Origin of the sequence: Donghicola eburneus, assembly GCF_900115865.1 — a bacterium.
Taxonomy (GTDB): domain Bacteria; phylum Pseudomonadota; class Alphaproteobacteria; order Rhodobacterales; family Rhodobacteraceae; genus Donghicola; species Donghicola eburneus.
The window spans coordinates 15,952-29,540 of sequence record NZ_FOXY01000003.1; the positions used below are offsets into that span (position 1 = coordinate 15,952).

Consider the following 13,589-nt stretch of genomic DNA (forward strand, 5'->3'; position numbering starts at 1 on the left):
ACCAGAGGGACGCGATGCGGCGCGTTACGCATTTGTGATAAAAAGGACCGCGACAGCGCAAATTCCCAACTTATATTGGCAATATGAACCGATTCTTTTATGCATTTTTGATATTTCCATTGTCGTTGGCCGCAACAATCGCGGGCGCTTCTGTTCCCTTTGATGGGGACTGGAAGGAACAGCGCTTTTCTCTGTTCGCCTCCAACGAATATTTGCAACGTGGTCATGCGGTTGATGTCGCATCAGACGGCACCGTTTCGCTGCTATGGCAGCGGGTGCCGTCCTATGATCGAGACGCTATACAGGCCCGCTGGACGTGGGAGGTGACGGAATCCGTGCCCCCCACTGATCTCACTCAGAAGGGCGGCGACGACCGCAATCTGTCACTCTATTTTGTCTTTTTGCCCAGTGATCTGGTGGCCGAGGCCGAAGAGCGCGGCATTCGCTGGATTTTAAAGCAATCGTCTGTGCGTGTGCTGCTGTACACGTGGGGCGGTCGTGATGGGGACACGGGGCTGATTGCCGCCTCGCCTTATATGAACAACCAAGGTGCCATGTTCATCAAACGCCCTGCAGGCACAGGCCGCTATACGGAAGAGGTAAATCTGCGGTCGGATTATGCCCGTGCCTTTGGCGGGGATGCGGGCGCGCTGGTGGGGCTGGCGATTTCGGCGGACAGCGATGACACGGACACCCATGTGCGGGCGACTCTGTCGGATCTGGCGCTGATTGGCCCGTCGAATTGACGCGGTGCTGCGCCGCAGCTAAATACAAAGAGCCGAAAAATGTTGGGCCGGTTCGGTTATCCCGGTCCCTTGCGCCATGGTGCAGGATTTAGTCAGGGCATGCTCTGAACCCGCGGCATCCAACCCAAACCTATGGGGGGATGCCTGCGTGATGCGCCTGCGCCCCCTCTTGAATGAAAGAGGATCCGATGGAACCCAAGAAAGTCATTATTGTCGCGCAACTGTTCATCTCTGGGATGATGGCGCTGTTCATGTCCGGTGTGATGAGCGTGATCCACATGGGCTTTAGCGCCGCGTGGCTGGCCCAGTGGGGGCCGAATTTTCTGACCGCGTGGCCGATTGCCTTTGTCGCGAGCATGGTGGTGGGGCCGATCGGCTTTGCCCTAGCGCGCAGGGTGTTGCGCGTCGAGGTCATCGTCTGATCTGTGATTTGCCCCTTGTGCCGCTGGCTGCGTATAAGGGGTGCAATCCACAGGAGACCCGTGATGTTCCGATACACTCTGCCGCTATTGCTGGTGCTGGCCGCGTGCGCCACGCCCCGCGAGAAATGCTTGTCTGATGCGTCCGAGGATCTGCGGATTCTGGATGGGCTGATTGCCGAGCAGCGGGTGGTGGTGAACAGGGGCTTCCGCATGGATCAGACGCTGGAAAGCCGCAGCCGCGTGCAGTTCTGTGCGGGAACTGGGGGGAATGTGTCGATCCGGCTGTGCAACGGACGCAATCTGCGGACGGTCGAGCGGCCTGTGGCCGTAGATATCCCGACCGAACAGCGCAAGCTGGATCAACTGCTGTCGCGCAGGGATGCTCTGGTCAGCCAGACGGCGCAGGCGCAGGCGTTCTGCCCGCCCGCGTGATCGGGAATTAGTGCGCGGGGGCGGCGACGGTATCCAGCAGGGTCCGGCCGCCATCGACGGTGACGATCTGACCGGTCATGAAGCTGGCCGCGTCGGACACGAGGAAATGCACAGCCTCTGCCACTTCGGTGGGGCTGGCGATGCGGCCCATGGGTGTGTGGCTTTCGATGTCGTTGCGGAAGTCGCGGTTGTCCTTGAGCGTGTCCTTGAGCGAGCAGCTCATGACGCTTCCAAAGGCCAAGGCGTTCACGCGGATATGGTTGGGGGCCAGCGCGACCGCCATTGAGCGGGTCATCTGGTCGAGCGCGGCGGCGCTGACCGAAAACGCCAGAAGATCGGGGTGCGTGCGGGTCGCGAGGATCGAGGACAGGTTGACGATGGCACCGGCAGAGTTGCTGTCGTTGCCCTCTTTTTCGGCCTGCTTGATCATGCGCTTGGCGACCATCTGGGTCATGCGCAGACTGGTCAGCATGTTCTGCTGGAGCAGCTGCTCGACCGCGTCATCTTCGGAGTTCAGAGGGTCCGAGGTCAGAACCTGACGCGATGCGTTTACCAAGATGTCGACGCGATCAAATGCGTCGATGGTGGCCGACAGCAGGTTCGCTTGGGTCAGACGTTCGCGCAGATCACCGGCAAAGAATTGGACGTTGTCCTCTTTCTTGGCCATGTCGCCGACTTCGGCCTTGAGCTGCGCTTCGTCCATGTCGGCGAACATGACGTTCGCACCCTTGTTGGCAAAGTGGCGGCCAATGGCCAAGCCGATGCCGTTGGCCGACCCTGTGACGATTGCCGTCTTGCCTTGGATGGAAAAACCCATACCTCGAAACCTCTTGGTAAATCCGCTGCGTCAGCGGCTGCGGCGCGGGCGCACAGCCTCGAGCACCTTGAAAGACCTGTCACCGGCGATCTCTGACACCTCGGCAAAGAACTCGCCCAAGGTTGATTCATAGGGGAGATGGCGGTTTGCGACTACCCATAGTTTGCCGTTCTGCGCCAGCATCCCGTGGGCTGCCCGAATAAACGCCTGACCGATGGCCGGATCAGCATCGCGGCTGGTGTGGAACGGCGGGTTCATCACAACAGCGTCCATGTTTTCGGGGTGGTGCCAGCGGGTCGCGTCGGCCCAGTGGAACCGCACGCGGTCGTCCTTGATCGTTTCGCGGGCGCAGTCCAGCGCGGTGGCTTCGGCTTCGACCAGATGCAGGCTTTCCAGCCCTTCGCGGTCCAGAATGTTGGCCGAGATGTAGCCCCAACCTGCACCGAGGTCGGTCACGCGGCGGCCCAGTTTCTTGGGCAGGGTGTTCACCAAGAGTTGCGAGGCGCGGTCCACCTTGTCCGCCGAGAACACGCCAGGCGCGGTCAGGTAACCATCTGCGTTTTTGGACGGCGCTTTGCGCCAGTCGGCAAAGGCATCGGACGCGGCGCACCAGAAAATCTTGCCATGGGCCTTGGAGATCGGGCCGTGGACATCAGCGCGTTTGCGCACATCCTTGAGCACGGATTCGATGCCGTCGGTTTTGCCGCCGTCGATCACCACGGTGCCACCGGATGTGGCGGCCATGGCACGGGCAATCAGGTCGCGGGCCTCGTCCTTGGCGCGGGGCAGGCAGACGATGGACAGCGCGTAGGGACCTGTTTCCGCAGTCACGGCGCGGTAGCCGCGCGCGGTCAGCATGGCATGATCGGGGGCAAAGCTCTGGATCGCCTCGACCCGGTCGCGGGGCAGGGGATCAAGCGGTGTGTCGCCGCGCGGACGGAAGACAGCAATAGCGCCATCCTCGGGCAGGGTCAGACCTGCCTCGAGCGCAAGAGAGAGTCGGATGTTTTCCATGATTGGCAGGGCCGCGGCCCTACTCCTTTTCCATAGTGCACTGGAGAGGGTGTTCGTGGCGGCGGGCAAAGTCCATCACCTGCGCCACCTTGGTTTCGGCCACCTCGTGGCTGAAGACGCCGACAACGGCGACACCCTTTTTGTGCACGGTAAGCATAATTTCGAAGGCCTGTGAGTGGTTCAAGCCAAAGAACCGCTCGAGCACGTGAACCACGAACTCCATCGGCGTGTAGTCGTCATTCAGCAGCAGCACCTTGTACATCGGTGGTCTCTGCGTCTTGCGACGGGTTTGAAGAACAACAGAACCGTCGCCTTCGTTTTCGTTTTCGTCTGACATCGTCCAAGGGAACTGGGTCATGGAGATGAATTCATCCCTTCCGTGGCCTCTGACCGCCTTATATAGCTGTTATAGATAGAGATTAAAGCCCCTTAAGGTCGATTTGCGCATGGCACATACGGTTACAACGCTGGCATTTGATGCCGATGATACCCTTTGGCACAATGAACGGCACTTCCGCATGAGCGAGGAACGCTTTGCAGACCTGCTAAAGGACTATGCCGACCCTGACCATTTGGCCGAACGGCTGCTGGCTGCGGAAAAGAAAAACGTGGGTCACTACGGGTTCGGGGTCAAAGGGTTCGTCCTGTCGATGATCGAGACCGCGATCGAGGTCACGGACGAGCGTGTTCCGGCCAGCGTCATCAAGGAATTGATCGCCAGCGGGCAGGAATTGCTGAGCTATCCGATCGAGTTGATGCCCGGCGCGGGCGAGGTGGTCGAGCAGATGGCGGGCCGCTACAAGCTGATCGTGATCACCAAGGGCGACCTTTTGGACCAAGAGCGCAAGCTGGCGCAGTCGGGGCTGGGCGAGATGTTCGATGGTGTCGAAATTGTCAGTGACAAAACGGCGGCGATTTATGAGCAGATATTCGTTAAATGGTCTAACGGATCGAACGGCGCGATGATGATCGGGAACTCGATGAAATCGGACGTGATTCCCGCAATCGAGGCCGGTGCGTGGGGCGTTTATGTCCCGAGCGAGATCACTTGGGCGCTGGAACATGCCGAGGCGCCCAAAGAATCCGCAAAATTCCGAGAAATATCATCGCTTCATGCACTACCGGATTTGCTGGAATCCCTGACCTGATTCCCAAGGATTCTCGGATCGGGACTCTCCGAAAGGGTCAAAACTTATCCACAGGAACTAGATGTAGTGGGCGAAAGTGTGCCCAGATACGATCAATTCTACGATCACGTTTCGAGAGTCTGACTTTATTACACGCTTACGCTGTGTTAGCTTTTTCCCAATAAAACAAAAATGACTGATCGAAAAAATTCGGCGGTTTGAGGCAGAACATGGCTAGAGCAGTTAAGGCACCCCCGTCAGTGCAGTGGGCCCGGTTTGGGCTCGTGCTTGTTGCACTTATATGGTTGTTGGTAGTCCTTCCCCTTACAGCAGTTGCGGCGCCCTATGCGGCGCTTGTGATGGATGCGCGAACAGGTGAAGTCCTGCATACCGACAACGCTGACGCGCGATTGCACCCCGCATCGCTGACCAAGATGATGACGCTGTACATTGCCTTTGAGGCGATTGAGCATGGCGAGATCGGCGTAGACGATCTGGTCACCATCTCGGCCAACGCTGCGAAGGAACCCCCCTCGAAACTTGGGATGCGCGCGGGACAGAAGATCCGCCTACGTTACCTGATCCGCGCCGCAGCGGTGAAGTCGGCGAACGACGCCGCCACCGCGATTGGCGAGGCGATTTCGGGATCGGAAAAGGCCTTTGCGGCGCGGATGAACCGCACGGCCAAAGCGCTGGGCATGACGCGCACCACCTTCCAGAACGCACACGGTTTGACGGCCAAGGGCCACCTGAGCACCGCGCGCGACATGAGCATTCTGGGCCGTCACTTGCTGTATGATTACCCCGCCTACTATTCGCTGTTCAAACGGACCACCGTGGATGTGGGGGGGCGGACCCTGTATCACACCAACCGCCGGTTCCTGCGGGACTATGCGGGCGCGGACGGGATCAAGACCGGCTACACTTCGGCGGCGGGTTTCAACCTGACAGCGTCCGCTTTGCGCGGTAAAGAACGGATCATTGTTACGGTATTTGGCGGAACATCCACCGCTGCCCGTAACAAGAAGGTCGCCGCCCTGATGGATCTGGGCTTCAAAAAGGCACCGAGCCGCGTGGCTGTGCGCCGGACCTCGCGTCCGCCATACCAAGGGAATGCGGGCATCAGCGGCGGTCAGAACTACGCCAGCACCAGCATGACCAAGAGTTTGCGGCCCGTGCTGCGGCCCCTGCCTCAGGACCCGATCCAGTTGGCGGGTCTGAACAACGATATCGCGACGGCGCTCGCCCTCGCCGCCCAAGAAGGGCCGTTGGCCGAAGGGGACACCGAAGAGCCGACCATCGATATGAGCCCGCTGACCCCGCGGGCTCGTCCACTGCTCGAGGCGGTGGACACCAGTCCTGCGGTCGCGGCGAGTCTGGCGGCGGTCGCGCCGGTCAAACCCAAAGAACCACGTGTTGTGTCGCGCAACCTGAGCGACGACAAGCTGTGGGGTATCAATGTGGGACGGTTTGGAAACCGACATCTGGCTGAGCGGGCGCTGGTGACCACCGCGCTCAAGGAGATCGAGACCCTACAAGGGGCAGAGCGCCAAGTGGCGGTCCGGTCCACCGGATACGACGCCAACTTTATGGGGCTGACGCGAGACACGGCAGATTTGGCCTGCAGACGCCTGCAAGCGCGCAATATGAACTGTTTCATGGTGGGGCCCTCGTAAGGGCCCTTTCCTTTTTCGGGGTATTGGGCAAACACTGGACACAATACGTGTATAAAGTGCTGCCATCGCAGCATATTGTTTTATTGAGTTAAGCTGTTTGAACCTAGACGGAGTTGCTTGTGCAATTCGAACGCCGACGCCTACAGGCCGCCTCTTTGCCAGAGGTTCTGGCCACCCCCGACGCCCCCGATGCCTTGTGCTGTCTGATAGATGGCGACCAGATGACGGCTTACTTGCGGCCCGAATTGCTGCGTGGCCGTGATCCGCAGGCAATGTTCAAGGTGCCGGTGCAGGTCGGCGGGTTCAAGGACAGCATGACCATTCAGTGCCCCGCCGTCGATGGGGTGGTGGGCGATGCGCCCGAGACAGAGTTCTTTGCGGGCAAGCGCTGCGTCGTAGCGATCCGCAACGACGAACGGCCCGCGATCCTGCGCGAGTGGCTGGAGCACTTGGTGCAGCACCATGGGCTTGAGGCGGCGCTGATTCTGGATCGGGCAGAGCCGGCCAAGGCGGACAGGGATTCCTTGCAGATCGAAGCCGAGATCGCAGGTTCAAAGAGGTTGCGCGATCTGAAGGTCATGATGCTGTCGGCGGATGTGCCCTTGGGGCATCCCGAGTTGGGCCACGAGGCGCACCCGATGAATGCGCCGGATGCGCCGGGCAAAGACCGGATGGATCACCCCGAGGCGGACCCGTGGCATTCGCCCATCCTGTTTGGATCGTTCTACGAGTTTGCCCGCCAGATGTATTTGGAGCGGGCGCGGTGTGTGCTGGCCTTGGACCCGCTGGATTTGCTGCCTGCGCCGGATGGTCGGCACCCGAATGTTTTTGACGCCGCAGAGGCGCAGCCGGGCACCTATGTGCAACTGGTCGGGCATCGGGCCTATCCTTGGGCAATCCGCCCGAATGCGCTGCCCGAGTTTGCGGACCATATTTGCCTGCGCTTTGACGAAGGGGCAGGGCATGGCCGGTGGTGCTATGCGCCCCAGCCGGATCAGGCTGCGGTGTGGCGGTGGCGCCGTGTGGTCGGCGTGCCCGCGCGTCAGGACTTGATCCGGTTCTATCGCTGCATGGCCCTGCGCTATGGCGAAGAGACTGGCGGCGGCCAGCAAGTGTCGCGGTTGGTGCCCAAGTCCAGCTTGGTCGAGAGTGATTTCCTGCTGAACATTGCCGAAGCGGCGGGTCACAAGCCGCGCCGTTTGCCTGATGCGCAGACCCGCAAGGACAACCAGCGCCGCAATGATGTGGCTATCGTCACCACGATGAAAAACGAAGGCCCCTTTATTCTGGAGTGGCTGGCCTATCACCGCGTCATCGGGGTCGAGAAGTTTTTGGTCTTTACCAACGATTGCACGGACGGGACGGACACGTTCTTTGACCTGCTGCAGCGCAAGGGGATCGTGGAGCACCGCGAGAACCCCTTCCGCGAGATGGATCTGAAGCCGCAGCACGCGGCGCTGGCCGCGGCGGAAAAAGAGCCGATCATGAAGAACGCGGCATGGTGCATCTGTATGGACGTGGATGAATACATCAACGTCCATGTGGGCGACGGCACGCTGGGCGCGCTGTTCAAAGCGCTGCCCGATGCGAACATGATCAGCCTGACGTGGCGGCTCTATGGCAATGCGGATGTGCATGAATTCGATCCGAGCCCGATCATTGGCCAGTTTGACCGCTGCGCGCCCGAGATGGCGCGCAAGCCGCATCAGGCGTGGGGCTTCAAGACGCTGTTCCGCAACATTGGCCTGTTCAAGAAAATGGGTGTGCACCGACCCAAGGGGCTGAAGCCTCAGCTGGTGGACCAGATCAACTGGGTGAATGGCTCTGGCAAGCCGATGCCGGAAAAGGAATACCGGACGGCGTGGCGATCGACCGCGTCAACTGTGGGCTACGATATGGTGTCGCTGAACCACTATGCGGTGCGCTCGGCCGAGAGCTTCCTCGTGAAGCGGGACCGTGGGCGTGTGAACCACGTGGATCGCGATCAGGGGTTGGCGTATTGGTTCCGGATGAACAACAATTACGAGGAAAACCGCAGCATCATGCGGATGATCCCACGGGTTGAGGCCGAGATGGCGCGCTTGCTCGAAGATCCGGAGATTCGGGCGGCCCATGAGCATTGCATCGCTGAACACCGCGCGCATATCGATCGCCTGATGGCGACCGAGAACTACCGCAAATTCTACGGTGATATCACGGGCGAACGGATGGAGCGGCTGAGCCGGATGCACCTGCATTTCGGATCAGCGGTGTTCCACACCGGCCCTGACTGCGTGCCCGACGAGGTGGTGTTCAAAGACCAGCCTGCGGATTTCTTTTTCACTGTCGAAGAAATGGAAGGCGAGCAGGAGTTCTAGAGCCCCCGCTCTTTGGCCTGCGCTTTCAGGTGTTTCTGGAATTGGCGCAGTTTCCAGTTGTCCTTCTGGCTGCGGGCATAGGCGGTGGCCGATAGGGCCAGCTTCATGTGTCCCTTTGCGGCCGCTTGTTCCAGCAAACGCAGGGTATAGGGGATGGCGTTCCGGCGGTTGCGGAGCAGTTCGTAGAACCGCTGGCGCGTCATGGAGCCGTCGAGCATCTCTGTCGAAACGGGTTTCAGGATTTCCATCCGTTTGAGGCTGGGCGGGACCTTGTGCGTCAGATGGTTCCAGCCCAGAACTTCGCAGTTGGGTTGGGTCAGGCGGTCGATATGGGCCTGATCTTCTGGCACGAGGGGATCGTAGACCAGATATGCCTTGCCCGCAGCGGCCAGACCAGTGGCAGCGTCGCGATAGGGGCCTTGGCTCCAGTCGGCGCGGTTTGCCGCGCGGTCGTAGCGGTTCTCAAAGGGGGCAAGGTCCTTGGCCAGTGTGGACTGGGGACTGAAGGCGACGACGGTACACCCGGGCGCGAGATCGGCAAAAGCACAGGCCCCGTAGGCCCCCATGCTGGAGCCATACATGCTCACGGCAGGATAGGACGAAAAGACCCCGCAATCGCGCATCCCCTCTAGGATGCGGAACAGGGCCAGATCGCGGAACCAGTCGGATTTTTTGCACATCACGCCCACGACGCCCCAGCCGTTTTTCCGTGCGACGTCAAAGGCCCACGGCTTGCGCGGCCCTTCTTCGCGGTTCCAAGACAGGTTATCGAAGCCAACCAGCAGGCGGTCCTTGCCCGGAATGTGGACGACCACATGCTTGGGCGTTTCGTGGTACTCGCCCTTTTCCTCGGCAGCGAGGCTTTGCATCAAGGAAAAGTCAAAGCTGGCCAAAATTGCGGCCCCTTAGCGTTTTTGCAGGATCATCAGGTTGGTCTGCTTCACCTTCATGAAGAAGGCGGGCAGCAGCATGACCCCCGAGATATCCAGCCGCAGATCGTTGAACTGATCGCTGATCTTGGTGTCCGCATGGCGGAAGATGCCATCCTTGAGGTAGCTTTCGAACAGATCGGCGGTTTTGGTGAACTTGGCCGGTTCAAAGCGGCGGGGCTGCCCGCGCAGGCCCTCGATGATGTAAAAACCGCCGGATTTCACCTTGGGAAACAGCTTGAGGAACGCCATCTGCTGGTGCGGCGAGGCGTGGCTGGCATCATCGATAATGAAATCAAACTCGCCCAACTGATCGACGGTTTTGTCCAGCGCGGCTTCGTCCGCCAGATCACACTGGTGGAAGGTAAAGCGGTCCTCTTTGAACCAGCTGAAATCGGATACGTCGATGCCGGTGATTTCGCCCTTTTGAAAGTAGTCGAGCCACATGCGGATGGACGGTGCGTCGGTGGTTTCGCGATCGGGTTCTGCGCCGCGCTCTGGTCCGCCGTCCTGCAAGCCCAGTTCCAGCAGGCTGATCGCGCGGTTCCGGTGGGGCTGCATGATCATCTGGTAGGCTTCGGAATACCGGAATTTGTTGCCGCCCTTGTCGGTGCCGTACTTGTCGGCCAGATCGGTCAGGTTCAGCTTGCCGCGCCCGACTTTGTCCGCGGGGCGCACAGCCGTTACCGGCGTGATGATCGTGCCATCCTCTGCCTTCTTGGGTTTGCGGGGGATCGGGGCCTTGGCCGGATCGATGCCGTGCTTGGTCAGAAGCTTGCCGATCAGGCTCTTGGGGTGCGGAGGTTCACCCGCCTCGCCCAAGCGGGCGCGCATGCGTCGACCATAGAGGTGCACCGAAAAGGTGTTTTCGGTGATGTAGGGCGTGGTGTCAAAGTTGCGCTTCAGCATGAAACGGCGGTCTTTGAACGTGAAGGGATAGAGCCCCTCTTGGGGGAGGGCAAAGCGCGACTCGCCTGTTTCCAGCAAGAAGTGCGTGACCGCATGGGGGCCCCAGACGCCCCAAGGCTGTTCGCTGGCGTGGACCGGATCGCCTGCATCGCGTTTGGCGATCAACTCGGCCTCGTATTCTGGGCCATAGTAGCTAGGGATCGCGAATTCGTCGCTGGTGAAGTCCAAAAGCGCATTCAGAGTGTCGCTGTCATGGGGCAGCCCCAAAACGCCGCCGTTAATATGTTTGGACGACTCCCAGCCATAGAAGTGCCCGTTCGGGGTTTCGAACGGCTTCATGCAGTAGGCATCCGTATCGGCCCAGATGGTATTGCGCATCTTCTTCAGCATCTTGTAGCGGAAGAGGTCCGAGTGCAGCGCGGGGCTGCCGGTGCGTTCGTGCTGCAGGAAATTAGTCTGCGGCAGGATTTCATTGGCATCTGCTAGCTCGATCCCGTCGGGGACATTGGCCAGCGGGCCGTAATGGTAGAGAACGGTGTGGTGCCCCGCATCCACAAAGGATTTCATGCAGAGCTGTTCCAGATAGCTTAGCGGGCCTTCCATCCACAAAGCCGCGATCGTGTACTTTTGTTTAGCCATCGGAAACCTGTCTCTACCTTCGTGCTACAAGGTGCATGCATGGGTGCAGGTTACTTGGGGTGGCCGGACTTTTTCCAGTACTTCTTGGTGCAAAACGTTGAAAAATTTGGGTTGTGTCGTGTGCGAAGCGGAAACAATCCTTAGTTATTTTACGCCTTTGATATTTACGGTTTGGGGTGATCGTCCCACTGGTCGCTTAGGATACGCTGGCTATCACCATCAGGGTCCTCGTACTGACTGGAGCGCAGGGTGTAGACGAACCCGACAAGGCCGAGGCCGCCAAGTATCAGAGAGATCGGGATCAACAGAGTCAGGACTTGCATGATTTACCTCAGGCGGAGCGCATTGAGCGACACAATGATCGAGCTGGAAGACATGGCCAGCGCGGCAATCAGGGGAGTCGCCAGACCGATAATCGCGAGGGGAACGGCGATCACGTTATAGGCGGTCGCGATGCGGAAGTTTTCTTTGATACGGCTGGTGGCTTTTCGGGCGGTCACGAGCGAGTCCGCCACGGGGGACAAGTCGCGGCCCAAGAGCACGATATCCGACGCCACGCGGGCCGCGTCCAGAGCTGTGGCGGGGCTGATCGAGACATCGGCGGCAGCGAGCGCAGCGGTATCGTTCAGGCCGTCGCCGACCATCAGCACATGCGCGCCGCTGGCGGACAGGGATTCGATGGTGGCGAGCTTGGTTTGGGGTAGGCAGTTCGCTTGGAATTCGTCGATGCCAAGGCGGTTGGCGAGGTCTGTGACCGGGACGTCACTGTCGCCGGACAGCAGGATCACTCCTTTGCCAGCGGCTTTCAGTGCGGTGATCGTCTCTGCCGCGCCAGCGCGCAGGTCGTCGGCAAAGCGGAACTGCACGGGCGCGTTGTTGCCCACGCGCAGCCACGCCGAGGTCACGTCGCCTGCCTCTGCCCCGATCCAGTCGTTACGGCCCAAGCGGACGGTCTGACCGCGCCATGTGGCCTCGGTGCCTTGGCCGGGGCGTTCGGTGATGTCGGTGATCTGCGCGGGCTTGATGCCAGCGGCGCGAGCGGCGGTGGTAATGGCGCGGGACAGGGGGTGGCTGGACCCTTCGGCCAGCGCCAGCGCGATTTCCAGATCGGCGGTGCTGTGATCGCCAAGGTTGGACAGCACGGGGGTGCCTTCGGTCAGGGTGCCGGTTTTGTCGAATACGACGGTGTCCACGGTGGCCAGACGCTCTAGCGCGGTTTCGTGCTTGATCAGCATCCCTTTGCGGAACAGGCGACCAGAGGCGGCGGTGGTCACTGCCGGAACCGCTAGACCCAGAGCACAGGGGCAAGTGATGATCAAAACAGCTGCCGCGATGTTCAGAGAGGTGCGCAGGTCCTGCGAATAGATGAACCAGCCGACAAAGCTGAGCGCCGACAGGATGTGCACGCCGGGCGCATAGAGTTTCGCGGCGCGGTCTGCCAGCGAGGTATAGCGCGAGCGGCCAGATTCCGCGATGGCGACCAGATCAGCCATACGGTGCAAGGAGGTGTCTTGGCCCACTGCATTGGCGCGGATGGTCAGGGGGCCGGTCAAATTAACCTCGCCTGCGCTGATCGCTTGGCCCGGTGCGGCGGCCACGGGCACGGTTTCCCCGGTCAGGAGCGAACGGTCCAGTTCCGAGGTGCCGGTGACAATCTCGCCGTCCACGGGGCAGCGCGAGCCGGGGCGGACAAGAACTATGTCCCCGATGCGCAGGTCTGCGGCGGCGACGGTTTGCTCTGTTCCGTCGGTGAGGCGGATGGCGCGGGGGACTTCCAATGCCGCGAGTTCTTCGGCGGCAGAGCGGGCCACGGCGCGGGTGCGATGATCCAGATAGCGGCCAGCCAGCAGGAAGAAGGTCAGGGTGAGCGCGGCGTCGAAATAGGCATGGTGGCCGGACAGGGCGGTTTCCCAGACCGACATCACCACGGCGAGCAGGATCGCCAGCGTGATCGGCACATCCATGTTCAGGCGGCCAGCGGACAAAGCCTTCCACGCGTTGCGGAAGAAGGGTTGGCCCGAGAACCCGATGGCGGGCAGGGTGATCGCCGCTGAAATCCAGTGGAACATGTCACGGGTGGCGTCGGCGGCACCGGCCCAGACCGACACCGACAGCAGCATCACGTTCATCGAAGCAAAGCCCGCGACCGCCAGGCGCATCAGCAGATCGCGGCCCGCCTTGTCCGTGGCGGTGGACTGGATCGTGGCAACGTCGAGTTCATGCGCCTCGTAGCCGATCCCTTCGAGCAGGTTCACCAGATCGGCAGGATCGACGGACATCTCGGCGTCTACATTGGCGCGCTTCAGGGTCAGGTTGACCCGCGCATCCTTGACGCCCGGATAGGCGTTGAGGGCAGACTCGACCGCGCTGATGCAGGCCGAGCAGTGAATTGTGGGCAAAGACAGCGCGATCCGTGTGTCTTTGAGCGCCTCGGCGCGGGCGGCGATCGCCTCGGCCGAGGGGGCAGCAACACAGGCCGGACACGCCGAAGGGGCCTGACGACTGATCGCGACTGTCATTG

Annotated in this window: 13 protein-coding genes; 6 read left to right on the top strand and 7 right to left on the bottom strand. The window is 60.7% G+C overall.

Annotation, left to right across the window (positions count from 1 at the left end; genetic code table 11):
• Positions 1–119: 119 nt before the first annotated feature.
• The 3 genes from BM225_RS05390 (at position 120) to BM225_RS05400 (ending at position 1,600) form a co-directional block, all read left to right on the top strand.
• Positions 120–746: a DUF3047 domain-containing protein gene (locus BM225_RS05390; RefSeq protein ID WP_245780426.1), complete on the top strand. Its 627-nt coding sequence runs from the start codon at positions 120–122 to the stop codon at positions 744–746.
• Positions 747–934: 188 nt separating this feature from the next.
• Positions 935–1,168, top strand: coding sequence for a DUF2798 domain-containing protein (locus BM225_RS05395; RefSeq protein WP_072708538.1), 234 nt, complete (start codon positions 935–937; stop codon positions 1,166–1,168).
• Between the two features lie 63 nt (positions 1,169–1,231).
• Positions 1,232–1,600, top strand: coding sequence for a hypothetical protein (locus BM225_RS05400; RefSeq protein WP_072708536.1), 369 nt, complete (start codon positions 1,232–1,234; stop codon positions 1,598–1,600).
• A gap of 7 nt (positions 1,601–1,607) precedes the next feature.
• Here BM225_RS05400 and BM225_RS05405 read toward each other — a convergent pair whose 3' ends face one another.
• From BM225_RS05405 to clpS, 3 genes are read right to left on the bottom strand one after another with little or no spacing between them, the layout of a single operon-like run.
• Entirely contained in the window at positions 1,608–2,417 is an 810-nt protein-coding gene (locus tag BM225_RS05405) for an SDR family NAD(P)-dependent oxidoreductase (RefSeq protein WP_072708534.1), read from the bottom strand.
• 30 nt (positions 2,418–2,447) lie between these two features.
• On the bottom strand, positions 2,448–3,431 hold the full coding sequence (locus BM225_RS05410) for a class I SAM-dependent methyltransferase (RefSeq protein ID WP_072708532.1): 984 nt from the start codon (positions 3,429–3,431) through the stop codon (positions 2,448–2,450).
• A 19-nt stretch (positions 3,432–3,450) separates the two neighbouring features.
• Positions 3,451–3,789, bottom strand: coding sequence for an ATP-dependent Clp protease adapter ClpS (clpS, locus tag BM225_RS05415; protein WP_072708530.1), 339 nt, complete (start codon positions 3,787–3,789; stop codon positions 3,451–3,453).
• Between the two features lie 88 nt (positions 3,790–3,877).
• On the opposite strand from clpS, the gene BM225_RS05420 reads away from it, so the two are divergent.
• The 3 genes from BM225_RS05420 to BM225_RS22080 all read left to right on the top strand — a co-directional run bounded on the left by BM225_RS05420 (position 3,878) and on the right by BM225_RS22080 (position 8,591).
• The gene (locus BM225_RS05420) at positions 3,878–4,579 is read left to right on the top strand and encodes an HAD family hydrolase (protein WP_177218573.1); all 702 of its coding nucleotides are present in this window, start codon (positions 3,878–3,880) and stop codon (positions 4,577–4,579) included.
• A gap of 209 nt (positions 4,580–4,788) precedes the next feature.
• Positions 4,789–6,234: a D-alanyl-D-alanine carboxypeptidase family protein gene (locus tag BM225_RS05425; protein WP_072708526.1), complete on the top strand. Its 1,446-nt coding sequence runs from the start codon at positions 4,789–4,791 to the stop codon at positions 6,232–6,234.
• Between the two features lie 119 nt (positions 6,235–6,353).
• Positions 6,354–8,591 carry a glycosyltransferase family 2 protein gene (locus tag BM225_RS22080; RefSeq protein WP_072708525.1) on the top strand — a complete coding sequence of 746 codons (2,238 nt, stop codon included), beginning with the start codon at positions 6,354–6,356 and terminating at the stop codon, positions 8,589–8,591.
• Here BM225_RS22080 and BM225_RS05435 read toward each other — a convergent pair.
• The 4 genes from BM225_RS05435 to BM225_RS05455 form a co-directional block, all read right to left on the bottom strand.
• The gene (locus BM225_RS05435) at positions 8,588–9,484 is read right to left on the bottom strand and encodes a hypothetical protein (RefSeq protein ID WP_072708523.1); all 897 of its coding nucleotides are present in this window, start codon (positions 9,482–9,484) and stop codon (positions 8,588–8,590) included. The two genes, BM225_RS22080 and BM225_RS05435, sit on opposite strands and share 4 nt — an antisense overlap.
• A 12-nt stretch (positions 9,485–9,496) precedes the next feature.
• On the bottom strand, positions 9,497–11,068 hold the full coding sequence (locus BM225_RS22085; RefSeq protein ID WP_245780427.1) for a class I SAM-dependent methyltransferase: 1,572 nt from the start codon (positions 11,066–11,068) through the stop codon (positions 9,497–9,499).
• 164 nt (positions 11,069–11,232) lie between these two features.
• A complete protein-coding gene (gene ccoS / locus BM225_RS05450) occupies positions 11,233–11,391 on the bottom strand; it encodes a cbb3-type cytochrome oxidase assembly protein CcoS (RefSeq protein ID WP_072708521.1) in 159 nt (52 codons plus the stop codon).
• Positions 11,392–11,394: 3 nt separating this feature from the next.
• A complete protein-coding gene (locus BM225_RS05455; protein ID WP_072708519.1) occupies positions 11,395–13,587 on the bottom strand; it encodes a heavy metal translocating P-type ATPase in 2,193 nt (730 codons plus the stop codon).
• Between the last annotated feature and the right edge of the window lie 2 nt (positions 13,588–13,589).

Excerpts from the sequence above, each read along its gene's own strand:
- BM225_RS05405 (WP_072708534.1), bottom strand. The coding sequence starts at position 2,417 with ATGGGTTTTTCCATCCAAGGCAAGACGGCAATCGTCACAGGGTCGGCC.
- BM225_RS05425 (WP_072708526.1), top strand. The coding sequence starts at position 4,789 with ATGGCTAGAGCAGTTAAGGCACCCCCGTCAGTGCAGTGGGCCCGGTTT.
- BM225_RS05455 (WP_072708519.1), bottom strand. The coding sequence starts at position 13,587 with ATGACAGTCGCGATCAGTCGTCAGGCCCCTTCGGCGTGTCCGGCCTGT.
- BM225_RS05395 (WP_072708538.1), top strand. The coding sequence starts at position 935 with ATGGAACCCAAGAAAGTCATTATTGTCGCGCAACTGTTCATCTCTGGG.
- BM225_RS22085 (WP_245780427.1), bottom strand. The coding sequence starts at position 11,068 with ATGGCTAAACAAAAGTACACGATCGCGGCTTTGTGGATGGAAGGCCCG.
- BM225_RS05410 (WP_072708532.1), bottom strand. The coding sequence starts at position 3,431 with ATGGAAAACATCCGACTCTCTCTTGCGCTCGAGGCAGGTCTGACCCTG.
- BM225_RS05420 (WP_177218573.1), top strand. The coding sequence starts at position 3,878 with ATGGCACATACGGTTACAACGCTGGCATTTGATGCCGATGATACCCTT.
- clpS (WP_072708530.1), bottom strand. The coding sequence starts at position 3,789 with ATGACCCAGTTCCCTTGGACGATGTCAGACGAAAACGAAAACGAAGGC.
- BM225_RS05400 (WP_072708536.1), top strand. The coding sequence starts at position 1,232 with ATGTTCCGATACACTCTGCCGCTATTGCTGGTGCTGGCCGCGTGCGCC.
- ccoS (WP_072708521.1), bottom strand. The coding sequence starts at position 11,391 with ATGCAAGTCCTGACTCTGTTGATCCCGATCTCTCTGATACTTGGCGGC.